Source organism: Roseivirga seohaensis, assembly GCF_001592945.1.
GTDB lineage: Bacteria > Bacteroidota > Bacteroidia > Cytophagales > Cyclobacteriaceae > Roseivirga > Roseivirga seohaensis.
In genome coordinates, this window is the sequence record NZ_LRPB01000049.1 from 144,262 (window position 1) to 168,433 (window position 24,172).

Genomic DNA, 24,172 nt, shown 5'->3' on the forward strand with positions numbered 1-24,172 from the left:
AATGAATAATAAAATCATATACATAATTGTGGCTATTGCAATGACAACATTCCTTTTAGGTTGTGGTGGTAATGAGTCACCCACTGAATCTGCTTTACCTGCTATACAAGGGAATACAGAAGATGGAAATAAAGTTGAGCATGAAGAAGAAGGCAGTGGAGAAGTTCATTTATCCCAACTCAAGTTTAACAGCCTAGGCATAAAGGTCGGTGAAATACCCACAAGGCCTCTATCAGGAATCGTGGAAGCCAATGGGCAGCTAGAGGTGCCTCCTCAGCATGAAGCTACCGTCACGGCCATATTGGGGGCAAATGTTACTTCTATTAAGGTAATAGAAGGTGATAAAGTAAAGAAAGGTCAAACCTTGGCCACTCTGGCACATCCAAATCTATCTCAATTGCAAACTAACTATGTGAGAGCCTACAATCAGATGCAATTCCTTGAAAAGGAATATGAACGTCAGAAGAAGTTATACGAAGAAAAAGTAGGGTCAGGCAAATCTTTTCAGCAAACTCAGGCTGATTATATGTCAATTAAGGGTGAGGTAAAGGGGTATGAAGCTCAGTTGCGCCAACTCAGTTTGAATGTTGAAAAGGTGAAAGGGGGTGATATTTATCAAAATGTTCCAGTGGTTAGTCCTATTGACGGTTACATCGAGAAAGTGGAAGTTCAGATTGGTCAGTATGTAGATCCTCAAAAAGGCATGTTTATGATTGTCAATAATGATCACATTCATGCTGATCTGATGGTCTTTGAAAAAGATATATATAAGGTAAAGAAAGGCCAAACTATATCTTTTACTGTAGAGTCAGTACCTGGTGCCACTTTAACCGCAAAAATATATTCGGTGGGTAAGCAATTTGAACAAAATCCCAAAGCAGTTCATGTGCATGCAGAGATAGATCAAAAAGAAGACTTTCTGATCCCGGGAATGTATATCAATGGTAAAATAAAAACCAGTAACAACTCTGTTAAAGCACTACCTGAAAGTGCTTTAATTGAAGAAGAAGGCAAGCCCTATATTTTTATAGTAGAAACACATCAAGAAGATGGAAAGACCGAATGGACATTTAGACCGATAGAGGTACGAACCGGTATAAGCGATGATGGTTGGGTAGAAATCAAGCTTTTGGAGTCTTTACCAAAAAACACCCAGGTAGCATGGAACAATGCTTATTACCTGATCTCTGAAATGAAGAAAGGCTCTACAGAGCATGGCCATTAATAAAGCTAGCTATGATAAAAGAACTAGAAGAAAATTTAAAGGTGCACAATATAAAACCCACTGCCATGCGGCTTTTGGTGTTGGAGTATCTCATGGATAAGGAGGCAGCTATTAGTCTTACTGATATGTATACGGAATTTGAGAAATCAGACAGAACTACCATCTACAGAACTTTGAAAGTATTTGAGGAAAATGGCATAGTACATAGCATAGATGATGGTACGGGTGTGCCTAAATATGCCTTATGCGAAGATGGCTGCAAATGCGATATAGGAAGAGACTTACACCTGCACTTTCATTGTAGAATATGCGGACAAACCAAATGTCTCACCAGCTATAAAATTCCTAAAGTAGAACTGCCCCCGAAGCACATTGCTGAAGAGGCAAACTTAGTAGTAAAGGGAGTTTGTAACCATTGCTCTAGTTAAAACTAATTCAATGAAAAAACTACAGATAAAAATTCCTCTGATACTTCCTGAAGTGACTGATGAAAAAGACCAATGCGTAGATAAACTCATCGAGCAACTTCAGGGTAAAAACGGGCTGGAAGAAGTGCATGTGGCTGATGAAACAGATAATGGTGTGCCACAGCTTTGCATTCATTATAACCACGAACTAATTTCGATTGATCAGATTCAAAAATTAGCTAAACGGGCTGGGGCTTCCATTATTGATAAGTACGGTCATCGATTAATCGAGGTGGAAGGGATTCGTCATACCCGTCATGCCAGAAAAATTGAAGAAGCACTCAATAGATTAGATGGAGTTTTACAGTCTTCCGTGTCTGCTTCTGGTATGATTGGATTAGAATTTGAAACAGTAAAAATAGATGAAGCGGAAATCTTTAAATCATTGCGTAAAGAAGGTTTGAACATTATTACCACAGAAGTGGAAGTCGAAAGATACATAAGAGAGACTGCCAGAGACGATGAACAAATGGGGCAAACTGAAAAAAAAGCGCATTCACATGAGGACGGTGAAAACCATGACCACTCACACGGTGGTATTTTCGGTAAAAATACGGAGCTGATCTTTTCCATCATTTGCGGGGTGCTGTTAGGTATTGGTTTTGGACTTTCTTACATAGAAGCTGTTCCTTCCTGGGTAAGCCTTTCCCTTTACATTACAGCCTATTTCTTTGGCGGCTATTTTACAGCTAAAGAAGCCATTCAAACAGTGGCCAAAGGAGGTTTTGAAATTGACTTCCTAATGCTGGTGGCAGCCATTGGAGCGGCTATTCTGGGCGAATGGGCAGAAGGCGCCTTGTTATTATTCCTGTTTAGCATGGGGCATGCTCTGGAGCATTATGCCATGAACAAAGCCCGTAAATCCATTGCTGCTTTGGCAGAACTCGCTCCTAAAACAGCATTGCTTAAGAGAAATGGTAAGACCGAAGAAGTCGGTATTGAGGAATTGAGCATAGGCGACATCATCGTGGTGAAGCCCAATAGCAAAATCTCAGCCGATGGTGTGGTTGTAAGCGGTACCAGCAGTGTTAACCAGGCTCCTATCACCGGAGAAAGTGTGCCGGTAGATAAAGAACCAGTAGATAATCCCGATAAAGACTGGTCGGAAGAAAAAGACATCAAAGACGAGAACCGGGCTTTTTCGGGTACCATCAACGGCAACAATACGCTGGAAATCAAAGTGATTAAGGTAGCGAAGGACTCAACACTCTCCCGCCTGGTGAAACTGGTCAATGAAGCCCAAACACAGAAGTCGCCTACTCAGCACCTTACCGATAAGTTTGAGAAATACTTTGTGCCTGCTGTTTTGGTACTGGTGGGATTGCTCAATTTTGCTTTTCTGGTGATTGACGAAACTTTTAGTGAAAGCTTTTACCGAGCTATGGCCGTACTGGTAGCTGCCAGCCCCTGTGCATTGGCTATAGCCACCCCGAGTGCAGTACTTAGTGGAGTAGCCCGAGCAGCCAAAAATGGGGTGCTTATCAAAGGTGGCCGCCCATTGGAAGATTTAGGAGTACTTACTGCCCTTGCTTTTGACAAAACCGGAACACTAACAGAAGGTAAGCCTAAGTTAACGGAAGTAGTAGCCCTGAGTGATGTAAAAGTAGAGGAACTATTGAAAATAGCAGTAGCGGTAGAGAACCTGAGTGATCACCCACTGGCAAAGGCCGTAGTACGTGATGGGAAAGAGCGACTGAAAGATGCTGACATACCTGAGGCGAAAGACCTAGAGGCAGTGCTTGGGAAAGGGGTAAAAGCTTCACTGGGAAGTAACAAAGTTTTCATTGGCAATCTGGACCTGTTTGAGTCGCTGGATGACAAGAAGCCATCAAAGGAAACAGAAGAAAAAGTAAGATCATTGGAATCTAATGGTAATACCACTATGTTGATCCGTCAAAATGACGACTACATTGGCATCATTGCTCTTATGGATACGCCCAGAAAAGAAGCAAAAAACACCCTGAAAAAATTAAAAAAACTTGGTATCAAGCGTATGATCATGCTTACCGGAGATAACCAGAAAGTGGCTGATGCGGTAGCCAAAGAAATAGGGCTTACGGATGCCTGGGGCAGCCTGCTGCCGGAAGAAAAAGTAGAAGCCATTAAGAAACTCAAAGAACAAGAATCTAAAGTGGCAATGATAGGCGATGGTGTAAATGATGCCCCGGCCATGGCGAATAGCACAGTGGGCATTGCCATGGGAGCTGCGGGTAGTGATGTAGCCTTGGAAACGGCCGATATTGCCTTGATGGCTGACAAGCTCGAAACATTACCTTTTGCGATTGGCTTAAGTAGAAAGGCCAAAAGTATCATTAAACAAAACCTTTGGGTTAGTTTGGGAATAGTAGCCTTGTTGATACCCGCCACGGTTTTCGGTTTTGCCAATATCGGTATTGCAGTACTCATCCATGAAGGCTCCACTTTGGTAGTGGTATTTAATGCGCTGAGGTTGTTGGGGTATAAGAGAAACTAAGGATTCTCTATTGCCCTCTTGAGGAATGTATTTAAGAATTTGCTTAAATAAGCAAATAAACTACCTTTGTAAGCATGGATCACAACTCTTGCGTAAGACAACAGGCAGACCCTGAACAAATAAACCGCTGTAAAGACAGGGTTTCAGAGCTTAATGACACATTCCATTATTTATCCAACGGACTGGCTTTGGTGGGTAACAATGTGAGGTTAAAAATCCTATACCTGCTTTACGAAGAAAAACGGCTTTGTGTCTGCGACCTGAGCGACATTCTTGGAATGAACATCTCAGCGGTATCCCAACATTTACGTAAACTGAAAGACAGAAAGCTCATTCAGACTGAACGGGAAGCACAAACCATTTTTTACTCTTTGACAAAAACTTACGAAGAATTGATGATCCCATTTTTCAAAATTCTTGATGAAAACCAAATATTGGAAACGATATGAGATCAAATAAAAAACTAGCCGGAGCCGGGCTCGTGACAGCTATTGCAGCTTCATTGTGCTGTATAACACCGGTCTTAGCCCTTATTGCGGGAACAAGCGGGATTGCTTCAACTTTCTCCTGGCTTGAACCATTTAGACCGTATTTAATAGGCCTGACGATTGTAGTCCTGGTTTTTGCTTGGTATCAAAAATTGAAACCCCGCTCCCAAGAAGAAATCGAATGTGCTTGCGAGGATGATGACCTGGCCGGCAAGGCAGGAAAACCTTCTTTTCGGCAATCCAAAACATCCCTGGGAATCGTTACTGTTTTTGCAGCACTCATGCTTGCATTTCCTCTGTATGCAGATGTTTTCTATCCAAAGTACAATAAACAAATAATGGTTGTTGACAAGGCGGATATACAAACCATTGAGTTTACAATCAGCGGCATGACCTGCAACGGGTGTGCAGAACACGTAAAACATGAAGTGAACAAACTTGACGGAATAATAGCAGTCAATGCTTCCTACGAAAATGGAAATGCAATTGTCGAATTTGACCAAACAAGGGCCAGCAACATACAAATTGAAAAGACAATTAACTCAACTGGCTATAAGGTTACGGGCCAAAGTAGAAGAAACCATTAACCTGTTTGCAATAGCAAAGAACACTGGCTTGAAAACCAGTCAACTGAAAAGCATGGTACTCTCTTACCCAACCCTTTCTTCCGGCATATCACATATGGTTTAAAAAGCTTACAGAAAAAATGAAGGTCATCTTAAAATCAAAAATCACCTGCCCAAACTGCGGGCATCAAAAAGTAGAGGAAATGCCAACTGACGCTTGTCAATTCTTCTATGAGTGTGAAAGCTGTAAAACCGTTCTGAAACCAAAGCAAGGAGACTGCTGTATATTTTGCAGCTATGGTTCGGAAAAATGTCCGCCCATTCAGCAAGACAAGGGTTGTTGCTAAAAAAGCTATGAAAAAAAGTACCTTCCATATCACCAAAATGGACTGCCCTTCTGAAGAGCAGATGATCCGGATGAAGCTGGAACCTTATAATGAGGTAAAGCAACTTTCATTTGATATCCCCAATCGCAAACTGGAGGTATATCACACTGAAGAAGTTGAAAAGATCCATCGAGCCATTAGCGAACTCAACCTCAAAGACAGGCTGGAGGCTACGGAAGAAGCTGATATGCCTTTAGTTGCTGACGAATCGCACCAGCGAAAAATACTTTGGTGGGTGCTGGGCATCAATTTCGTTTTCTTTGTAGTAGAGATGACTACCGGATGGATATCTCGCTCTATGGGCTTGGTGGCCGACTCACTGGATATGCTGGCTGATTCCATTGTCTACGGCCTGAGCTTACTTGCTGTTGGTGCAGCCATATCTCGTAAGAAAAAGGTAGCCAGAATCAGTGGTTATTTTCAAATGGGATTGGCACTCTTAGGCTTTTCAGAAGTATTGCGCAGGTTCTTCAGTAAAAGCGAAACACCATTGTTTCAATGGATGATTATCATATCAGTACTGGCCCTCATCGGCAATCTGATTTCGCTCTGGCTGATCAATAAAGCCAAAAGTGAGGAAGCCCACATGCAGGCCAGCGCCATATTCACCTCCAATGACATTATAGTGAATGGCGGAGTCATCCTGGCGGGGGTGTTGGTTTATTTTCTGGATAGCAAATGGCCCGATTTAGCCATTGGGGGAATTGTGTTCGCCTTTGTGATGAGGGGGGCGGTCAGAATATTGAAATTGGCTAATTAAGGATGATCTGATTTTAAGTTTTGAGCCTCTCCAATGCTCCCGGTAATTATCAGGATTACACCCTTTCAAGCTCTGTAAATCCCATTGAACCAAACGTATGTATCAGGAACACAGTAACCACAATCAGAGCACCAAAACCAAAACTTCATAACATTTAAACAAGATTTCATAAACTATCCCCCTTCGGCTTGTTGTACATTTGTTTTCAATGAAAAAAATATTCTCCATAACATTAGCCCTCATGTTGTTGCTAAGCAACATAGGTTATACTATGGCCACCCACTATTGTGGTGGGGAAGCTGTGGAGAGTAAGTTAATGTTAGTGAAGCACAATCTGGATTGTGGTATGCCTGACATGGAACAAGGGTGTGAAGAAGACATGCCTAATGGTCACCAATTTAGCTCCAAACCCTGTTGCCAAAACGAATACCAGACCTTCCAGATAGAAGACACCTTTAAAACCCCGGTAATACAGGCCTCCCCCAACTGGATGTTTGTATCCGCCTTTGTGCAGACTTTTTTAAACCCTGCGCTTTATACCCCCACCTCATTACCTCAATACAGGAATTACAGCCCTCCACTGCCGAAACAGGATAACCAAGCCCTTTTCCAGTCTTTCCTGATTTGATTTAATACTATTTGATTTCCCTGTGTGCCAATCTCAGAACTGGCGCAGCTTGTCCTGACCCTTCGGACTCAAATCAGTACTTCATCAAATTATCGTTTAAATGCTCAATAAAATCATAAAATATTTTTTGGAGAATAAGCTTGTCACCCTGCTTATTCTTATTGGTTTCATTGCCTGGGGTATCGTTACCGCCCCCTTCGGCTGGCAGGTAGGGGCTTTGCCTTCCGACCCAGTGCCCGTAGATGCCATCCCCGATATTGGCGAAAACCAGCAGATCGTTTTTACCCAGTGGCAAGGACGCTCTCCACAGGACATCGAAGACCAGATCTCCTACCCCCTGACTACTTATTTACTGGGAATACCCGGAGTGAAATCCATTCGTAGCTCCTCCATCTTCGGCTTCTCCAGTATCTTCATTATTTTCAGTGAAGACGTAGAGTTTTATTGGTCGCGTTCCAGAATACTCGAGAAACTGAGTTCCCTGCCTTCAGACCTCTTGCCGGAAGGCATACAACCGGCACTTGGACCCGATGCCACGGCTTTGGGTCAGGTGTATTGGTATACCATTGAGGGGCGCGATAAAGAGGGAAAACCTACTGGAGGTTGGGACTTGCATGAGATTCGCACCGTACAGGACTTCTACGTGAAGTATGGACTGAATGCTACTGAAGGTGTGTCCGAAGTAGCCTCCATCGGTGGTTTTGTCCAAGAGTACCAGATAGATGTAAACCCCGATGCTCTCAAAGCCTACAACATTCCGCTGCATAAAGTAATGCAGGCCGTGCAGAAGTCTAATAAAGATGTAGGTGCCAAAACCATTGAGATCAACCAGGCGGAATACTTGGTACGTGGCCTGGGCTACATCAAAAAAGTAGAAGACATTGAAAAGGCTGTAGTGGCCGTGCAAGACAACGTACCCATTCGCATTAAAGATATTGGGGTGGTTTCTCTGGGACCTTCCACCCGAAGGGGACTGCTGGATAAAGATGGTGCAGAGGTAGTCGGAGGAGTTGTGGTGGCTCGCTATGGTGCCAACCCCCTCCTGGTTATCAACAACGTCAAGGATAAGATCAAAGAAATTGCCCCCGGACTGCCCAAGAAGATATTGGCAGATGGCCGGGAGAGCCAGTTGACCATTGTACCCTTTTACGACCGTTCCGAACTCATTTATGAAACATTAGGAACTTTAGAGGAAGCTTTGTCACTGGAGATCCTGATCTCCATCCTGGTAGTGATCGTAATGGTGTACAACCTCAGGGCATCCCTGCTCATTTCCAGCATTCTGCCCATAGCCGTATTGATGGTCTTTATTGCCATGCGCTATTTTGGAGTTGATGCGAACATCGTTGCTTTATCTGGAATCGCCATTGCCATTGGTACGATGGTAGACCTGGGCATCATCCTGTCCGAAAACATTATTAAACACATAGATGAAGCCCCACCCGGGCAAAAGCTTATAGATACCATCTACAAAGGTTCTACGGAAGTAGCCACCGCCATACTTACAGCCGTTTCTACCACCATCGTCAGTTTTATCCCGGTGTTTACCATGCAGGCAGCCGAGGGTAAGTTATTCGGGCCATTGGCCTTTACCAAAACCTTTGCGCTGATTGCCGCATTGATCGTATCCTTAATCATTTTACCAACCCTGGCGCACTGGTTTTTTGGAACCCGCATCAAAAATAAGTCCATTGCAAAATGGGTGAATGTGGCCTTATTGGCGATTGGCCTGCTCGTGCTTGTTCCCGGGTACTATTGGGCAGGTATTATTCTGGTGCTCTACGGTCTGGCTGGTATCCTGAAAAACCGTTACCCTGAAGATCATACAGACTCCCGAAAATGGTATGTGAAAATTATTCAAAAGGCCGACCTCATTATTGTAGTGCTGGCTATTACCTGGCTCTTGGGCAAGTACTGGCTACCACTTGGGGCGGGCAACAGCTTATGGGTCAACGTACTTTTTGTTGCCTTATTGGTAGGATTGATCTTAGGGTTGTTTACGCTTTTAGAACATTTCTACAAACCCATTTTAAAATGGTGTCTGGATAATAAGGTCAAATTTCTATTGATCCCCAGCTTCCTGATCCTTTTAGGCGCTACTACCTGGATTGGCTTTAACAGCATTTTTGGTTTCGTAGCCAAAGGATTGGATACCGTGGGCTGGAATATACGCCCCACCAAAGTATGGTCAGGCCTGACCCATAGCTTTCCGGGTGTTGGTAAAGAATTTATGCCCTCGCTCAATGAAGGCAGCTTTTTGCTAATGCCCACCTCCATGCCTCATTCCGGAATGGAATACAACCGCAAAGTAGTAGGGCAACTGGACATGTTATTGACCAACATTCCTGAAGTAGACCTTACCGTGGGTAAACTCGGCAGGGTGGAATCAGCCCTTGATCCCGCCCCGATTTCCATGTATGAGAACATCATCAACTACAAACCGGAGTATATGCTCAATGAAAAAGGGCACCGGGTCAGGTTTAAGGTAGATAAGGACAATCGCTATATCCTTAGCAGCGGTGATAGCCTTAGCAATGAGGAAGCTATAGGGCGGGGTGTCACAGTAGAAGAACTCATACCTGATAATAATGGAAATTACTTCCGCAACTGGCGACCCTCCATTCAATCTCCTGATGACATCTGGAAGGAAATTATCAGGGTTACCAAAATACCAGGCGTTACCTCTGCACCCAAGCTACAGCCCATTGAAACCCGGCTGGTGATGCTCCAAACCGGAATGCGCGCCCCGATGGGTATCAAGGTGTATGGCCCCGACCTGAAAACCATCGAAAATTTTGGAATGCAACTGGAAGGGATATTAAAGGAGATACCTTCGGTAAAGGCCGAAGCCGTATTTGCTGACCGTATTGTAGGCAAGCCCTATCTGCATCTCAATATAGACCGGGACGAGATTTCGCGCTACGGCTTAAATGTAGAGGATGTGCAGCAGACGATAGAAACCGCTATCGGAGGCATGAAAATAACCTCTACCGTAGAAGGCCGGGAACGTTTCCCTGTACGGGTACGCTATCCGCGTGAATTGCGGGACGACCCCGCTTCCCTGGGCAAGATCTTAATACCTACACCTACAGGGGCACAAATCCCCATCAGTCAGGTGGTCGATTTTGAATACATGCGTGGCCCTCAGGCCATTAAAAGTGAGGAAACCTTTTTAGTGGGTTATGTGCTGTTTGATAAAAGGGACGGATACTCGGAGGTTGGAGTAGTTAATGATGCTCAGGCTGCAATTCAGGATAAAATAGACAGAGGTGATTTAGCAGTTCCTGCCGGCATCAGCTATAAGTTTTCTGGCAGCTATGAAAATCAGGTTAGAGCGGAGAAAAGACTCTCCATCATCGTTCCGCTGGTTTTGGCGATTGTCTTTCTGATCCTGTATTTCCAGTTCAAATCGGTGACAACCTCCCTCATGGTGTTTACGGGGATCGCTATGGCCTTCAGTGGTGGCTTTATCATGCTTTGGTTCTATGGGCAGGGCTGGTTTGCTGATTTCTCTGTCTTCGGCACCAATATGCGGGACCTCTTCCAGATGCACACCATCAACCTCAGTGTAGCTGTTTGGGTAGGGTTTATCGCCCTTTTTGGCATTGCCACCGATGATGGAGTGCTGATCGCCACCTACCTGGATCAGAGCTTCGGGCGCAATCGACCGACCAATTTAAAAGAAGTACGAGAGGCAGTAGTAGAAGCAGGATTGCGCAGGATACGGCCAGCTTTGATGACCGTTTCCACTACCATGATCGCATTGTTGCCGGTATTAACATCAACCGGACGTGGAGCGGATATCATGATACCGATGGCGATTCCATCCTTTGGCGGGATGGCCTTTGCGCTGGTGAGTATTTTCATTGTTCCCGTGCTCTACAGTATGAGAGAGGAGCGAAAATTTAAAAAAACACAATCATGAAATCAGTTGTAAATATTATCATACTTGTGCTGCTCGGAAACACTGTGGGCTATGCCCAAACACTGGACGACTATTTCAAAATAGCAGCCGAGCACAACCCGGGCTTGCAAGCCAAATACAAGGACTTTGAAGCTGCATTGCAACGGGTGCCACAGGTGAGCAGTCTGCCCGATCCCACCTTTTCTTTTGGCTATTTTATATCTCCGGTAGAAACAAGGGTAGGCCCACAACAGGCTCGGTTTTCCCTTACCCAGATGTTTCCGTGGTTCGGGACGCTAAAGGCGCAGGGCGATGCTGCAGCGTTAATGGCAGAGGCGAAATACCAATCTTTTGTGGATGCTCGGAATCGACTGTATTACCAGATGGCGGCTGCCTACTATCCGCTATACGAACTGCGGGAGTGGAAACGGATTGAACAGGAGAACATTGACATCCTCCAATCCTTCAAGACCATTGCCAACGCAAAGTTTGAGAACAGCAATGGCACTATGGTGGATGTGCTGCGGGTGGATATCATGCTCAAAGATGCCCAGACCAGCTTGGGCATTCTTAACAATAAGGAAAAGCCGCTGCTGACCGGGTTTAACAAACTGCTCAATCGGGACGAAGACAATCAGGTACTTATCATGGATTCACTGGGCATAGAAACTTTACCCGATCACTTCCGGAAAGATTCCCTGCTTACCAATCATCCCGCTTTAAACGCACTGGATTTAAGAATAAAGGCCAGTGAAGCCCGTGAGGAGGTAGCTTATAAGCAAGGTTTACCCCGGCTGGGCGTAGGGCTGGATTACGTGATGGTGGGGGAAAGAACCGATGCCGATGTGTCAGATAATGGCCGGAATGCCCTGATGCCTATGGTATCTGTCAGCATTCCGATTTTCAGAAGTAAGTACAGGGCTTCGGTAAAAGAAGCGCAACTGATGCAGGAAGGCTACACTTTGCAAAAGCAGGAGTATGCCAATAACCTGACTTCGGGCTACGAGATGGTTTGGTTCCAAATACAACAGCAATCCGATCTGATCGCTTTGTACGTGCAACAGACCCTGGAATCGGAACAGGCGCTTAACCTGCTGTTTTCGGCCTATGCCAACTCAGGGCAGGAATTTGAGGAAGTGCTACGGATGCAGCAGCAACTGCTGAAATATGAAAAAATGAAAGCCACGGCACAGGTGCAGTACCACATAGTCCTGGCCCAGCTTAACTATCTAACGGCAAAAACATATTAAGATGAAAATCAATAGAAAAACAATTATCGTCATGCTACTCACACTGGTCACCGGTCTGTTGATGGGGTGGCTGATCTTTGGTGGCTCGTCTGGCCAAAAAATGGAAGAAGACCACCAACACACCAATGAAATAGCAGGCGAAACTATATGGACATGTTCTATGCACCCGCAGATCAGGCAAAACGAGCCGGGAGATTGCCCAATTTGTGGCATGGACCTCATCCCTCTTGAAAATGATGATAACCAGGAACTTGACCCGATGGCCATATCTATGTCACCTACGGCCATGCAACTGGCCAGTGTCAGTACTGCTATAGTAGGCACTACTGCCCCTGTGAAAAGTGTAAGGCTCAATGGCAAGATACAGGAAGATGAACGGCTGGTATTTTCTCAAACCAGTCATATTCCTGGCAGGATAGAGCAGTTAAAGGTCAATTTTACCGGGGAATACGTGCGCAAAGGTCAGGTGATCGCCTCCCTTTACTCTCCCGAACTCGTTACCGCCCAGGAAGAGCTTTTTGAAGCCCAAAAGATCAAGGCCACCCAACCCGCTCTCTATCAGTCCGCTCGGGAAAAACTTAAAAACTGGAAACTTTCCGAAGCACAAATAGAGGAGATACTGGAGGAGGGAGAAACCAAAGAACAATTTCCGATTGTAGCCGATGTATCTGGTTATGTCATCAGCAAAAATGTCAATCTGGGCGATTACATCCGTAAGGGAGAGGCCATTTATGAAATTGCCGATTTGTCAAAAGTATGGGTATTGTTTGATGTGTATGAATCGGACCTGGCCTGGATAAAAAAAGGCGATAAAGTCAATTTTACTGTAGCCTCTCTGCCCGGTCAGGAATTTAACGGCACCATCAGCTTTTTAGACCCGGTTATTGATCCTAGAACCAGAGTAGCCAAAGCCCGGGTGGAAGCAACCAATAAAGGCAATACACTTAAACCAGAAATGTTTGCCAGTGGTGTAGTGCAGGCAGCACTTGAAAATAAGGCGAATACCCTGATTGTACCCAAATCGGCTGTGATGTGGACAGGCGAACGCTCGGTAGTATATGTAAAAACACCTTCCGATAACGGCATGCACTTTATGATGCGGGAAGTGGTACTGGGGCCGGAGATGGGCGAAGGTTTCATTATAAAGCAAGGACTTGAACCGGGCGAAGAAATTGCCGTACACGGTACCTTTAGCATAGATGCAGCCGCTCAACTCGCTGGCAAGCCCAGTATGATGAATCCGGAAGGCGGGCCCGCCATGACCGGGCATAACCACGGAGGTAGCGAAATGCCTTCCACAGCAAGTCCTGTAAAGCCAAAAACAGTGCAATCATTTACCATCGATCAAAAAGCAAAAAAGTCCCTGCGGCCACTTTATACCACTTACCTCGATTTCAAAAACGCATTGGTAGCGGATCAACTGGTTGAAGCGAAACAGTATGGTGGCCAGTTGGCAACAGCTATTGAGAAAGTAGATATGGCCTTGTTTACTGGAGCGGCACACAATGCCTGGATGGAACACAGCCGCACGCTGAAAAAAGCCCTGGAACATCTTCCGCATTTTAAAAGCATGGAAGAAATTCGGGGTGCTTTTCAACAGGTGTCTGAGGGAATGATCAATTTAACCCGATCCTTTACCCCGTTTGACACACCTCTTTATATACAGCATTGTCCAATGGCCAATAACAACAAAGGGGCGGATTGGCTCAGCATTAACGCTGAAATCAAGAACCCCTATTTCGGGGAAGCAATGCTGACCTGTGGAGAAATAACCGACACTATTAAATGAAAGACTGTTGTAAAACAGGGGATGAAATGCCCCAGTCAAAATTTGGAATATGGGCGAAACGCATCACCTGGGGGCTTGTAAGTCTACTGGTTGTGGTAATCGCCCTGATGCAAATTTTTAATCTCTAATCGAAATGTTTAATCCCGGCCTGACACTGAGCAGGCCACAAAATCAAGTAAAATGAAAAAAACAACCCTAATCGTTTGCATGACCCTGATAAGTTGGGGAGCCTTTGCACAACATGATCACAGCAATCATGATGACAAAAAGGAGATGGATCAGAAGGCTGAACCCACCTTCAAAGACAAGAATACAGGTATAGCCTACGGTCATTATATTCATCTTAAAGAAGCACTGGTGGCCTCGAAGACGGATGAAGCCAAAAAAGCGGCCACAAAACTGGAAGCTTCTTTAGGCACGGTAAGCAAAGGAGAAAAGGCAAAGACAGAAGCAGCAAAAGTAAGTGCTGCCAGCACCTTGGATGCTCAACGTAAAGCTTTTACGGCACTGAGCAATGAAATGGCCACTCTGGTGAAAGGCAGTACACTTACTTCGGGAGAAGTGTACCTGGAGTATTGCCCCATGGCTAACAAAAATACTGGAGGTTATTGGCTTTCCAACCAAAAGGAAATCAAGAACCCCTATTTCGGTGATCGGATGTTGAAATGTGGAAGTGTAAAGGAGATCATCCATTAGATCATGGAAGCGCTACTTCCCGACTGGGCACCCAATCTACACCCACTGATCATTCACTTTCCCATTGTGCTGTGGGCCGTAGCGGTTTTGGCCGATCTGACCTCCCTGTTCTCCGGTAAAAGCTGGCTGAAACATATGGCAGTGGCACTTTATACTCTGGGGGCACTGTCCGCTTTGGCTGCCTATTTTAGTGGAGAACAGGCTATTGACGGAGTATCCGTTCCCATGCAGGGCGAGCTTACTGCCGGTAAGCATTCTGACTGGGGCCATTACACCCTGTATTTCTTTGGGGGCTATACCCTCATCCGCCTTCTCTTTTTATGGAGAAAGTGGGATAAAAAGAAATGGGTGGCCATTGCACTATTTATACTGGGCACAAGTGGTCTGGGCATAGTAGCCAAAACAGCCGACCTGGGTGGGAAGCTGGTATACAAATATGGAGTAGGAATCAAAAAATAAATCTTTAAATCAATAATATCATGAAGAAGTTACAAGTAGTGTTTTACGCAATTGTTTTTATTGGGGGCACCCTGGTTTTTACCGGCTGTTCACAAGGAAAACAAGAAGAACAATCAGAAGAAGAAAATCACGATGAAATGATGGATGGAGAGGATCTTCATATGGGGGGCGAAGACCATTCTGGAGATGACCATTCTATGAGCATGGAAACCGGGGAGGATAAAACATGGACACCCAGCGGAAATGGTGCCGAGCTTATGCGGTCAGATTTTCACTTTTTGGCGGGTGCTGCAACAAACATAAAGCCTGAAGTTAAAAATGCAGAGGGAGCCATGGTGCTTGAATTAACCGCAGATGGCACACCAACGGCCTTTGTTTTTCATAATCAATACGATAATGTAGGAATGATCGCCACCCTTAAAAGACTCGATTTTAAAGGGTCTGTTAAGATAATCCATCACGCCAAAGACCTGTCCAACTATGAGTTTGTAGCCATTGATGGAGCCAATATGAAACTGGGAAGGGTAGTAAACGGCAAGGAAGAAGTATTTGATGAAAGTAACTTTGAGGCTGGTTCCGGCTGGATGCCGTTAAAGGTTACTGCCGCAGGTACTCATTTTAAAGGTTATATGGGCGACCAGACCATTACCCACGGACATGGCGATAAAATGGAAAAAGGTTTTATAGGCATAATGCTGGAAGGCACCGGCAAGGTGCAGCTAAAGTCTATTGAAACAGCCATTCTTGAAGATGAATAAGTAACAGATAAGAGATCACAACTCCCGTGTAAAATATGGGAGCTCATTATACTTTCTAAAAAATTATTTAAAAATAAACCTATGAAAAAGCTTTACACAATAGTAATTACCTTAGTTCTTTTTGTTTCATCGTTTACTGCCTTTGGCCAAAATGACCAGCAGCAGGTAAAACAGGTATTAAATGCCTATAAAACAGGAGTTGAATCTTTAAAAACAACTGACTTAGCAAACCTTTTTATGGAAAATTCTCAGGTATTTGAATCCGGTGGAGTCGAAGGTACTTTTAATCATTATCTGGATCATCATCTCGGGCCTGAACTCAAGGCTTTTAAGTCCTTTAAATTCAATGATTACAGTGTGGATGTAATTGTAGATGGGGATTATGCTTTTGCTACTGAAGCATACACGTACAGAATTGAGTTGGCAAAAGGAGAAAGGGTGATTGAGAAAAAAGGAGTAGCTACCTCTGTTTTAAAAAAAGTAGATGGCCAATGGAAGATCATGAAAACCCATAGTTCCTCAAGAAATAAATAACATAAGACAATTAATCTTAGCCGCTACAGAATCTCTACGAAATAACACAATAAGGAGAAAATAAGCATGATACATACCTATTGTAAATCCATTGTAATACTCTCTTTTTTACTTTTTAGTTTTTCTGCTTGGGCGCAGATGGATACCTCTACGTATACTATCACTCTCCGGCAGGAACGTGTAAACATAGGAGGAAAAGAAACCACTGGTATGACAGTAAACGGTGGTATTCCAGGCCCTACGCTTCGTTTTAAAGAAGGTGGCTATGCCGTTATCTATGTAAAAAACGAAATGGATGTGGAGACCTCCGTCCACTGGCATGGATTACTATTACCCAATTTTTACGATGGAGTGCCCTATCTCACCACTCCGCCCATCAAACCCGGGGAAACACAGAAATACGAGTTCCCACTTATTCAGTCAGGTACCTATTGGTATCATTCCCATACCATGCTGCAAGAGCAAAGCGGGGTGTACGGCTCCATTATTATAGATCCTAAAGAAGAAACCCTGGAATACAATAAGGAATTAGTAATGGTGCTTTCCGATTGGACACACCAAAAGCCCATGAACGTATTGCGCAACCTCAAGCGGGGCAATGAGTGGTACAACATTAAAAAAGGAACGGCCACTCCGCTGAACCAGGTAATAGCCCGCGGTGGTTTGGGCGCACAGCTCAATTTTTGGAAGCAGCGTATGGAAAGTGCCGATATAGCCGACATCTATTATCCCGCTTTTCTCAACAATGGGCAGGAAAGTCAGGAATATTCACAGTTCCAACCCGGTGAAAAAGTACGCCTGCGTATTATTAACGGGGCAGCCTCCACACAATTCTGGATGACCTTTGGCGGAGGAAATCCCTTGCTGGTAGCGGCAGATGGGCTTAATGTAGTGCCCGTGGAACGGAATAAAACCTTCATCGCCATTGCCGAAACCTATGATTTTATCATCACCATTCCCGACAGCGGAAAAATAGAATTCCGCGCTACTGCACAGGATGGTTCCGGTTATTCTACGGCCTATATCGGAAAAGGAGATGTACTACCTGCCGCTGAAGTACCCCGACCCGATAAGATCGGGATGATGATGCAAATGGTGCAAATGGATATGCGCATGGGTGCCCCTGCCATGAAATACAGACCCGGCAAAGAAGAACCCTACGAGCTCATGCAAAACTGGGGCATGCAGATGGACGGTGAAATGAAGGGGATGGATCATTCTAAAATGAAACAAGACACCACCCAAAAGATGGAAATGGAAGGCATGGATCACTCCAAAATGGACCATGAAAAGCAGTCTGAACCAGCAATGAAAATGGAGAAGGAAGATGCCTCAATGACCGGTATGGGGATGTTTTCAGAATACAATTACAATTACCTCCAATCCCCCGAACCCACTGATTTTGCAGAAGATAAGCCACGTAAGGAAGTGTTGCTCAACCTCACCGGGAATATGTGGCGCTACATCTGGAGTATGAATGGGGTGCCCCTGTCCGAAGCCGATAAGATCAAGATCGAAAAAGGCGAAGTGGTGCGTATTACCCTGAACAACCTCACCATGATGCACCACCCCATGCACCTGCACGGCCACTTTTTTAGGGTGATCAACGAAAACGGAGATCGCTCTCCGCTCAAACACACCGTAAATGTGCCCCCCATGCAAAAAACCGTCATTGAATTTGATGCCAATGAATCCGGAGACTGGTTTTTTCACTGCCATGTACTCTACCATATGATGGGCGGTATGGCCCGGGTGTATAGCTACGATACCCCCCGTGACCCGCGCATGAAACCCTTTCCACTTTCCAAACTCATCCATGAAACCGATCAGTACTATAGCTGGGGCATGGCCGATGTGGCCTCGCACATGACTGAGCTCAACCTGGTAACCTCGAATACCCGCAATCAATTTAACCTAAATGCCGAACTGGGTTATAATGAAAATATGGAAGCCGAATTTACCTACGAGCGCTACCTCTATGATTACTTCCGGGTATTTGCCGGGGTAAACATGGAAAACGAAATGGAAAACAGCCTGGAGGAGATATCCACCACCGCTATTGCCGGTATCCGCTTTTTCACTCCTTATATGTTTAACCTGGATGTCAGAATGGATAACAAATTAAGGCCTGAGATTAGGATAAGCCGAGAGATCATGATCTTCCCCCGCACTGCCATTTTTGGTAATTATGAATATCAGGCAGATTTTGGCTGGGTGAATGAACTTACCGAAGAAGGAACGGGTGCCCCATTGGATTTTAAGGGAGAAACTACCTGGTCAGCCGGGCTCGAATATTTTCTTTCCAGAAACTTTTCTCTAATGGGAAGCTATGACAACCGCTTTGGGGCGGGAGGAGGCCTCTCTATCAGATTTTAACAAATTGACTTAAATAAATAATATCCACATGAAATATTACTTCGAAAAAACATTGAAAGACACTGGCTTTGAAGAGGCCATTGATAAAGTAACCCAAGCCCTGAAAAAAGTTGGTTTTGGTATTTTAACTGAAATTGACGTAAAGGAAACCCTGAAGAAAAAGCTGGATGAAGATTTTCGTCCCTACAAAATCCTGGGTGCATGCAACCCTCCCTTTGCCCACAAAGCCCTGCTAGCCGAAGATAAAATTGGTGCGATGCTGCCTTGCAATGTTATTGTACAACAAACTGAAAAGGGGGTTGAAGTAGCAGCCGTAGATCCGGTAGCCTCAATGCAGGCTGTGGAAAATAAAGATTTAGAGGGAATAGCTAATGAAATACAGGCAAAATTGAAAGCAGCGATCGATAGCCTATAAGCTGGTTATAAGAACTCCAGATTATAATGTTTAACACCATAACATATAAAGCGACTAATCCATGGGACAATACAAAAAGAACAGTCTGAGCCTGAATGGGGCAATAGCCCTGGGTACTGGTGTAATGATAGGCGCAGGTATTTTTGCCCTGCTCGGTCAGGTAGCTGAATTATCAGGCAGTTTATTTCCCCTGGCTTTTATGGCCGGAGCTATCATTTCCGGCTTCAGTGCTTATTCTTATATCAAAATGTCTAATGCCTACCCTTCAGCCGGAGGCATTGCCAAGTATTTAATAAAAGCCTATGGCAAAGGCACTATTACTGCTTCGGCAGCCCTCTTAATGGCCCTTTCCATGGTCATTAACGAAAGCCTGGTGGCACGGACTTTCGGCACTTATACCCTGCAATTATTTGATGTAGGAGAAAATAGCGTTTTGGTTCCTCTGCTTGGTGTGGGTTTGCTGATCATCGCCTTTCTGATCAATATTTCCGGTAACACTATTATCGGTAAATCTTCCCTGATCATGGCGGTGGTCAAAATTGGTGGTATTGCCATATTTGCTATCGGTGGCCTGTGGGCAGCCGGTTTTTCCTTTGGTGCATCTCTTACGGCCAACCCTGCAAGTGACTATTCCATTACCAGCTATATAGGGGCACTGGCGCTTTCCATACTGGCCTACAAAGGCTTTACCACCATTACCAACAGTGGAGATGAAATTGTAGATCCACACAAGAACGTAGGCCGTGCTATTATCTTTTCGCTCCTTATCTGCACGGTGATTTACCTTTTGGTGGCCTTTGCCGTTTCCACCAATCTTTCTATCTCACAAATAATAAAAGCCAAGGATTATTCCCTGGCAGAAGCCTCGCGCCCTGCCTTTGGACAATACGGCCTGTGGTTTACGGTAGGCATCGCCATTATTGCTACCGTATCAGGTATCATCGCCAGTATATTTGCCGTGTCGCGCATGACGGCCATGCTCACCGATATGAATCTCATTCCCCATCGCCATTTCGGAATGCCCGGACGCATACAAAAGCATATGCTGGTTTACACCGTGGTAGTAGCTATCTTACTGACCGTGTTCTTTGACCTTAGTCGCATTGCCTCCATTGGGGCAATTTTTTACCTGGTGATGGACATTACCATCCATTGGGGGGTGCTCACCAAACTGCGCGAAGAACTAAAACCCAAAATAGCCATCGTCATTACAGCTATTGTACTGGATGTAGTAGTACTGGGCGCTTTTTTATGGATAAAGGGCAGCAGCGATATCTTGGTCGTGATTGTTTCAGCCCTATTGATGGGTGTGGTGTTTGCCGGGGAAAAATGGTTTTTGAGCAAAAAGGAGGAGTAAAAAAACTATCTTTTGGCTCATCGCTTAAAAGCCCCGACTTATCCCGGATTGGAATCTTTGTTTTTACCGGAAGCAGAGCGGCCAAAATATCATACATCTAAAACATAATCTTTTCCCCTTTTAAGGCCGCACAAGTCTATTTTTAGATATAGAACAAAACATTTTTTACTATGTCTGACATGAAGATTTTTACCCTGATTTTAGTGTTTTCCGTCCTGTCATTTTTGGCCTTTTCAAGCTCGAATACGCATACTTCAGATCAACAAAAAGGCCCTTGGAAATCCCCAAAAGAAGCGGATGGCCTAAAGAATCCATTTGTTGATAATACCACCGAATTGCTCAAAGGCAAGAAGCTGTATAATCAAATGTGTGCGGTGTGTCATGGAGCTAAGGGAAAAGGTGATGGTGTAGCCGGAGCTGCTTTGAACCCAAAACCAACCAACTTTACTTCAGCCTCCGTTCAGGCGCAAACCGATGGAGCCATTTTTTGGAAAATAACGGAAGGCAGAAGCCCGATGGCTTCCTACAAAACTATTCTCAAAGAAGAGCAAAGATGGCAGTTGGTCAACTATCTGAGAACATTCAAAAAATAGCGATATGAGACAATTTTTACTTGGGTTTCTGGCGGTGTTGAGTGCGCCTTTGCTGGCACAAACAACAGATAGTTCATTCTCACCAAAACCGGGCAATAGCCGCTACATGATCAGAGGCTATGCCGATGCCAACTTTATTGCGGGAGAAGGTGAAATCTCCTTTGGCAATGCCCGGCTTGTCCCACTCTTTATTTATAAGCAATCAGACCGTTTGCTGTTTGAAGGGGAATTGGAATTGGAAATAGAGGATGGGGAAGTAAAGATGGCTTTGGAATATGCCAATTTCTACTACCAGCTTACACCGCGCATGACGGTAAGGATGGGAAAAATTCTCGTTCCCTTTGGTACTTTTTTCGACAGGCTACACCCCTCATGGATCAATAAATTACCGACTGTTCCGCTGGGGTATGGACACGATGGCCTTTTGCCAACCTCAGACCTGGGAATAGAGGTACGGGGTGGTGCTTATCTGGCAGGTATGAGGACGAATTATTCGGTCTACCTTACCAATGGCCCACGTATCAATGATGGTGAAGAGGAGGCTGATGAGATCGGTATGATTGTGCCAGAAGCCGATATAGACAATAATAAAAACAAAGCATTTGGTGGGCGCTTTGGATTGTTTCCATTTGCCGACCAGTCACTTGAGCTTGGATTCTCCGCACAATCAGCCAAACTGGGTGATAAAGGATCTGATTTTGAAGATATCGGAGCATTCCTTTATTCCTTCGATTGGACTTTAGTGAAAACCTTACCTGCACTGGGAGGCCGGATTGATCTTCGGGGTCAGTTGAATTTTGTCAATATAGACAATAGACCTTACGAGGTTTTAGAAGATGGGAGCCTGGAAACCTTTGATTTTGACAACAAATCGAAAACTGCTTTCTACCAACTCGCTTACCGACCCACTTTCGGTAATCAGTTCGTGCAGAACCTTGAGTTGGTAGGGAGATATTCCACCCTTACTACTCCTGAAGAAGCCCCCTGGGAGTCACAAAGTACCCAATGGACACTCGGCCTGAACTATTGGGTGGATTGGAGAACCGCCATTAAAATTGCCTTACAATCAGATGAGGTTGAAGGAGGGCATGACTCTCCGGGGCTGACTAAAACCGATCTCTTTTTTATTCAATGGACTATAGGATTTTAATACTACGATCATGAAAAAGAACCCGATAATATTGACTATAGCATTTATGATTTTCATGGCCATGATGATCATAGGAGGTTGTGCAACTCCCGCCCATATATCCGCTAAGAGTGGTGCCCAACTCTGGGGAGAGGCTTGCGGAAGATGCCACAATACTGCGTCACCTAGCACTTTCAGTGATGTGGACTGGGATATTGCTGTGAAACACATGCAGTTTAGAGCACAGATTACAGAAGACGAGGCCAATAAGATTGTTGAATTTTTGAAATCTGCAAATTGATAAGGCTTTGAAGTGGATTATTAAATATACCACTGGTTTGATACTGGCTTTTGCACTTACCTTTCCGGTTAACGCTCAACAGATTGACGGAGAGGCCATATTCAACGGCTATTGTATGGCTTGCCATACGATAGGAAGTGGTAATTTGGTAGGCCCCGATCTCAAAGGAGTTAACAGCAGATATGAAAAAGATTGGTTATTGAATTTTATCAAATCTTCTCAGACCATGGTCGCTAATGGTGATGAAAGAGCTGTTAAAGTATTCAATCAATTCAGTAACATTCCCATGCCAGATCAGCCGTTGAGTGATGATGAGGTTAAAGCATTGCTGGCATTTATTGAAGTTCGTACAACAGCCCTGGACGAAGAAGAAAAAGTGGCCAGTCAAGTAGCAGAACCAGGCGAGAATACCCCAGATAACCCTGGTTCTGCCCTGGCCACCTCCAAGGATCCATTCCAGCCATTTATGTGGGTGATTTTTGGATTATTTTTCATAATCATCACACTCCTGGTTACCTTTATTATGGCACTACTCCACTTGAAAAAAATAATTTAGTACCTCCAAAGTTTAAAGTACCAAAGGGGTTGAAACTTAAGAACAACATAGATCACCGGTTCGTATAGATACGTATGGATTACATGATCAAGCCATAGTGCGTATTAAAAAATTATCCGAAATGAAAAGTTACGATACCCTTTACGAAGCCTTGAATGACCTGAAAAAAAGAGGTTATACCCTCGATTTTAACCTGAAGCCCCACTGCATTGAGTGCCCCACCTACAAACTGGAATTGCACCCTGAGAATTTTGAGATCAAGGAGACCTATCGCTTTGAGGGTATGAGCAGCCCCGATGACAATTCCATTGTGTATGCCATTCAATCCGGAAAAAGTTTAAAAGGCGTACTCGTGGATGCCTATGGGGTATATGCCGAAGCCCTATCTGATGCCATGATCGCTAAACTGAAGGTGAGCCGCGGGAGTTCTGACTAAACCACTTTGCCTATTCCATGATATAGATCATAATATTTCAGACAAAGGTTTCTTACCTTTGTTTCATAGCGTATTTAGCTAAAGAGTATGATGAGAAAATTAAACCAGCATAAATCCACAATTGTAGGTCTGTTCCTTACGGGCTTCATTAGTGTGTTTGTCTGCGATTTTCTTTGTGATATAGGACTAATTTTTCCTAAACATTATAACGTGAGTGAGGTGGCTCTTTCCGACCACCATGCAAATCGCGAAAGCCAGCAAGAAGATTCTGGTCATGACCACGATCACGGCACCCAATCACACGAGCATAAGGACACCGATAAAGATGACTGCTGTGATGATATGGTAAACAGCATTTACGCTTCACTGATAAAACGAAGCGCTGAAAAAGCCATATCCTTTTCTGTAGCTTTTTTATTCGTCCAACACCCGGTTTTTGAACTGCGCCCCCTTTATTTTTACAAAAGGTTTATTTCTTTCCAGGCCACAGACCTTCCACCGCCCCTTGGCGGATTTGGTATACGTGTGCGGATACAGTCCTTCCTTAATTAGCCCTCATCTGTCAGAGGTAGCCTTGCTATGCCCTTAGATCAGGCATGGCTCTTCCGGCTTTACCTCTATTTTGC

At 44.6% G+C, this 24,172-nt stretch carries 24 protein-coding genes; all 24 read left to right on the forward strand.

Annotated elements, in window-relative coordinates; all coding sequences use genetic code 11:
* Position 1: 1 nt before the first annotated feature.
* The 24 genes from AWW67_RS17425 to AWW67_RS17540 all read left to right on the forward strand — a co-directional run bounded on the left by AWW67_RS17425 (position 2) and on the right by AWW67_RS17540 (position 24,098).
* Positions 2–1,225: an efflux RND transporter periplasmic adaptor subunit gene (locus tag AWW67_RS17425; protein ID WP_089082057.1), complete on the forward strand. Its 1,224-nt coding sequence runs from the start codon at positions 2–4 to the stop codon at positions 1,223–1,225.
* 11 nt (positions 1,226–1,236) lie between these two features.
* Positions 1,237–1,653 (forward strand): Fur family transcriptional regulator, encoded by a 417-nt coding sequence (locus AWW67_RS17430; protein ID WP_062303354.1) that lies wholly within the window; start codon positions 1,237–1,239, stop codon positions 1,651–1,653.
* Positions 1,654–1,663: 10 nt separating this feature from the next.
* Entirely contained in the window at positions 1,664–4,165 is a 2,502-nt protein-coding gene (locus AWW67_RS17435; protein WP_062303355.1) for a heavy metal translocating P-type ATPase, read from the forward strand.
* A gap of 74 nt (positions 4,166–4,239) precedes the next feature.
* Complete coding sequence (locus AWW67_RS17440; protein ID WP_062303357.1) at positions 4,240–4,614, forward strand: ArsR/SmtB family transcription factor; 375 nt, start codon at positions 4,240–4,242, stop codon at positions 4,612–4,614.
* Entirely contained in the window at positions 4,611–5,240 is a 630-nt protein-coding gene (gene merTP / locus AWW67_RS17445; RefSeq protein ID WP_062303359.1) for a mercuric transport protein MerTP, read from the forward strand. The genes AWW67_RS17440 and merTP overlap by 4 nt, the downstream gene beginning before the upstream one ends.
* Before the next feature lie 119 nt (positions 5,241–5,359).
* Positions 5,360–5,566, forward strand: coding sequence for a GDCCVxC domain-containing (seleno)protein (locus AWW67_RS19225; protein ID WP_082794093.1), 207 nt, complete (start codon positions 5,360–5,362; stop codon positions 5,564–5,566).
* A 7-nt stretch (positions 5,567–5,573) separates the two neighbouring features.
* A complete protein-coding gene (locus AWW67_RS17455) occupies positions 5,574–6,365 on the forward strand; it encodes a cation efflux transmembrane domain-containing protein (RefSeq protein ID WP_062303363.1) in 792 nt (263 codons plus the stop codon).
* Between the two features lie 208 nt (positions 6,366–6,573).
* Complete coding sequence (locus AWW67_RS17460) at positions 6,574–6,993, forward strand: HYC_CC_PP family protein (protein ID WP_062303365.1); 420 nt, start codon at positions 6,574–6,576, stop codon at positions 6,991–6,993.
* Between the two features lie 100 nt (positions 6,994–7,093).
* The gene (locus AWW67_RS17465) at positions 7,094–10,918 is read left to right on the forward strand and encodes an efflux RND transporter permease subunit (RefSeq protein WP_062303367.1); all 3,825 of its coding nucleotides are present in this window, start codon (positions 7,094–7,096) and stop codon (positions 10,916–10,918) included.
* Positions 10,915–12,147, forward strand: coding sequence for a TolC family protein (locus tag AWW67_RS17470; RefSeq protein WP_062303368.1), 1,233 nt, complete (start codon positions 10,915–10,917; stop codon positions 12,145–12,147). Before AWW67_RS17465 ends, AWW67_RS17470 begins: the two co-directional genes overlap by 4 nt.
* A 1-nt stretch (position 12,148) precedes the next feature.
* A complete protein-coding gene (locus AWW67_RS17475; protein WP_062303370.1) occupies positions 12,149–13,936 on the forward strand; it encodes an efflux RND transporter periplasmic adaptor subunit in 1,788 nt (595 codons plus the stop codon).
* A 180-nt stretch (positions 13,937–14,116) separates the two neighbouring features.
* Positions 14,117–14,632, forward strand: a complete 516-nt coding sequence (locus AWW67_RS17480; RefSeq protein ID WP_260311511.1) for a DUF3347 domain-containing protein — start codon at positions 14,117–14,119, stop codon at positions 14,630–14,632.
* A 3-nt stretch (positions 14,633–14,635) separates the two neighbouring features.
* On the forward strand, positions 14,636–15,091 hold the full coding sequence (locus AWW67_RS17485; protein WP_062303373.1) for a DUF2231 domain-containing protein: 456 nt from the start codon (positions 14,636–14,638) through the stop codon (positions 15,089–15,091).
* A 20-nt stretch (positions 15,092–15,111) separates the two neighbouring features.
* Positions 15,112–15,849, forward strand: a complete 738-nt coding sequence (locus AWW67_RS17490; protein ID WP_062303375.1) for a hypothetical protein — start codon at positions 15,112–15,114, stop codon at positions 15,847–15,849.
* 81 nt (positions 15,850–15,930) lie between these two features.
* Positions 15,931–16,383 carry a YybH family protein gene (locus tag AWW67_RS17495; protein ID WP_062303377.1) on the forward strand — a complete coding sequence of 151 codons (453 nt, stop codon included), beginning with the start codon at positions 15,931–15,933 and terminating at the stop codon, positions 16,381–16,383.
* A gap of 66 nt (positions 16,384–16,449) precedes the next feature.
* Positions 16,450–18,759: a multicopper oxidase domain-containing protein gene (locus AWW67_RS17500; RefSeq protein WP_062303378.1), complete on the forward strand. Its 2,310-nt coding sequence runs from the start codon at positions 16,450–16,452 to the stop codon at positions 18,757–18,759.
* Between the two features lie 28 nt (positions 18,760–18,787).
* Positions 18,788–19,174: a DUF302 domain-containing protein gene (locus tag AWW67_RS17505; RefSeq protein ID WP_062303380.1), complete on the forward strand. Its 387-nt coding sequence runs from the start codon at positions 18,788–18,790 to the stop codon at positions 19,172–19,174.
* Positions 19,175–19,235: 61 nt separating this feature from the next.
* Entirely contained in the window at positions 19,236–20,531 is a 1,296-nt protein-coding gene (locus AWW67_RS17510) for an APC family permease (RefSeq protein ID WP_062303382.1), read from the forward strand.
* 170 nt (positions 20,532–20,701) lie between these two features.
* On the forward strand, positions 20,702–21,124 hold the full coding sequence (locus tag AWW67_RS17515) for a c-type cytochrome (protein ID WP_221405279.1): 423 nt from the start codon (positions 20,702–20,704) through the stop codon (positions 21,122–21,124).
* Between the two features lie 49 nt (positions 21,125–21,173).
* Positions 21,174–22,274, forward strand: a complete 1,101-nt coding sequence (locus AWW67_RS17520; protein ID WP_141655498.1) for a hypothetical protein — start codon at positions 21,174–21,176, stop codon at positions 22,272–22,274.
* Positions 22,275–22,284: 10 nt separating this feature from the next.
* Positions 22,285–22,554 (forward strand): c-type cytochrome, encoded by a 270-nt coding sequence (locus tag AWW67_RS17525; RefSeq protein WP_089082058.1) that lies wholly within the window; start codon positions 22,285–22,287, stop codon positions 22,552–22,554.
* A gap of 7 nt (positions 22,555–22,561) precedes the next feature.
* Positions 22,562–23,110, forward strand: a complete 549-nt coding sequence (locus AWW67_RS17530; protein ID WP_062303385.1) for a c-type cytochrome — start codon at positions 22,562–22,564, stop codon at positions 23,108–23,110.
* A gap of 121 nt (positions 23,111–23,231) precedes the next feature.
* Positions 23,232–23,546, forward strand: a complete 315-nt coding sequence (locus tag AWW67_RS17535) for a hypothetical protein (RefSeq protein ID WP_062303387.1) — start codon at positions 23,232–23,234, stop codon at positions 23,544–23,546.
* Between the two features lie 87 nt (positions 23,547–23,633).
* On the forward strand, positions 23,634–24,098 hold the full coding sequence (locus tag AWW67_RS17540) for a hypothetical protein (protein ID WP_062303389.1): 465 nt from the start codon (positions 23,634–23,636) through the stop codon (positions 24,096–24,098).
* Positions 24,099–24,172 lie beyond the last annotated feature (74 nt).

Coding starts and splice junctions, on each gene's coding strand:
- AWW67_RS17430 (WP_062303354.1), top strand. CDS start 1,237: ATGATAAAAGAACTAGAAGAAAATTTAAAGGTGCACAATATAAAACCC.
- AWW67_RS17480 (WP_260311511.1), top strand. CDS start 14,117: ATGAAAAAAACAACCCTAATCGTTTGCATGACCCTGATAAGTTGGGGA.
- AWW67_RS17475 (WP_062303370.1), top strand. CDS start 12,149: ATGAAAATCAATAGAAAAACAATTATCGTCATGCTACTCACACTGGTC.
- AWW67_RS19225 (WP_082794093.1), top strand. CDS start 5,360: ATGAAGGTCATCTTAAAATCAAAAATCACCTGCCCAAACTGCGGGCAT.
- AWW67_RS17465 (WP_062303367.1), top strand. CDS start 7,094: ATGCTCAATAAAATCATAAAATATTTTTTGGAGAATAAGCTTGTCACC.
- AWW67_RS17470 (WP_062303368.1), top strand. CDS start 10,915: ATGAAATCAGTTGTAAATATTATCATACTTGTGCTGCTCGGAAACACT.
- AWW67_RS17490 (WP_062303375.1), top strand. CDS start 15,112: ATGAAGAAGTTACAAGTAGTGTTTTACGCAATTGTTTTTATTGGGGGC.
- AWW67_RS17485 (WP_062303373.1), top strand. CDS start 14,636: ATGGAAGCGCTACTTCCCGACTGGGCACCCAATCTACACCCACTGATC.
- AWW67_RS17515 (WP_221405279.1), top strand. CDS start 20,702: ATGTCTGACATGAAGATTTTTACCCTGATTTTAGTGTTTTCCGTCCTG.
- AWW67_RS17510 (WP_062303382.1), top strand. CDS start 19,236: ATGGGACAATACAAAAAGAACAGTCTGAGCCTGAATGGGGCAATAGCC.
- AWW67_RS17440 (WP_062303357.1), top strand. CDS start 4,240: ATGGATCACAACTCTTGCGTAAGACAACAGGCAGACCCTGAACAAATA.
- AWW67_RS17435 (WP_062303355.1), top strand. CDS start 1,664: ATGAAAAAACTACAGATAAAAATTCCTCTGATACTTCCTGAAGTGACT.
- AWW67_RS17455 (WP_062303363.1), top strand. CDS start 5,574: ATGAAAAAAAGTACCTTCCATATCACCAAAATGGACTGCCCTTCTGAA.
- AWW67_RS17460 (WP_062303365.1), top strand. CDS start 6,574: ATGAAAAAAATATTCTCCATAACATTAGCCCTCATGTTGTTGCTAAGC.
- AWW67_RS17425 (WP_089082057.1), top strand. CDS start 2: ATGAATAATAAAATCATATACATAATTGTGGCTATTGCAATGACAACA.
- AWW67_RS17540 (WP_062303389.1), top strand. CDS start 23,634: ATGATGAGAAAATTAAACCAGCATAAATCCACAATTGTAGGTCTGTTC.
- AWW67_RS17495 (WP_062303377.1), top strand. CDS start 15,931: ATGAAAAAGCTTTACACAATAGTAATTACCTTAGTTCTTTTTGTTTCA.
- merTP (WP_062303359.1), top strand. CDS start 4,611: ATGAGATCAAATAAAAAACTAGCCGGAGCCGGGCTCGTGACAGCTATT.
- AWW67_RS17535 (WP_062303387.1), top strand. CDS start 23,232: ATGAAAAGTTACGATACCCTTTACGAAGCCTTGAATGACCTGAAAAAA.
- AWW67_RS17525 (WP_089082058.1), top strand. CDS start 22,285: ATGAAAAAGAACCCGATAATATTGACTATAGCATTTATGATTTTCATG.
- AWW67_RS17500 (WP_062303378.1), top strand. CDS start 16,450: ATGATACATACCTATTGTAAATCCATTGTAATACTCTCTTTTTTACTT.
- AWW67_RS17505 (WP_062303380.1), top strand. CDS start 18,788: ATGAAATATTACTTCGAAAAAACATTGAAAGACACTGGCTTTGAAGAG.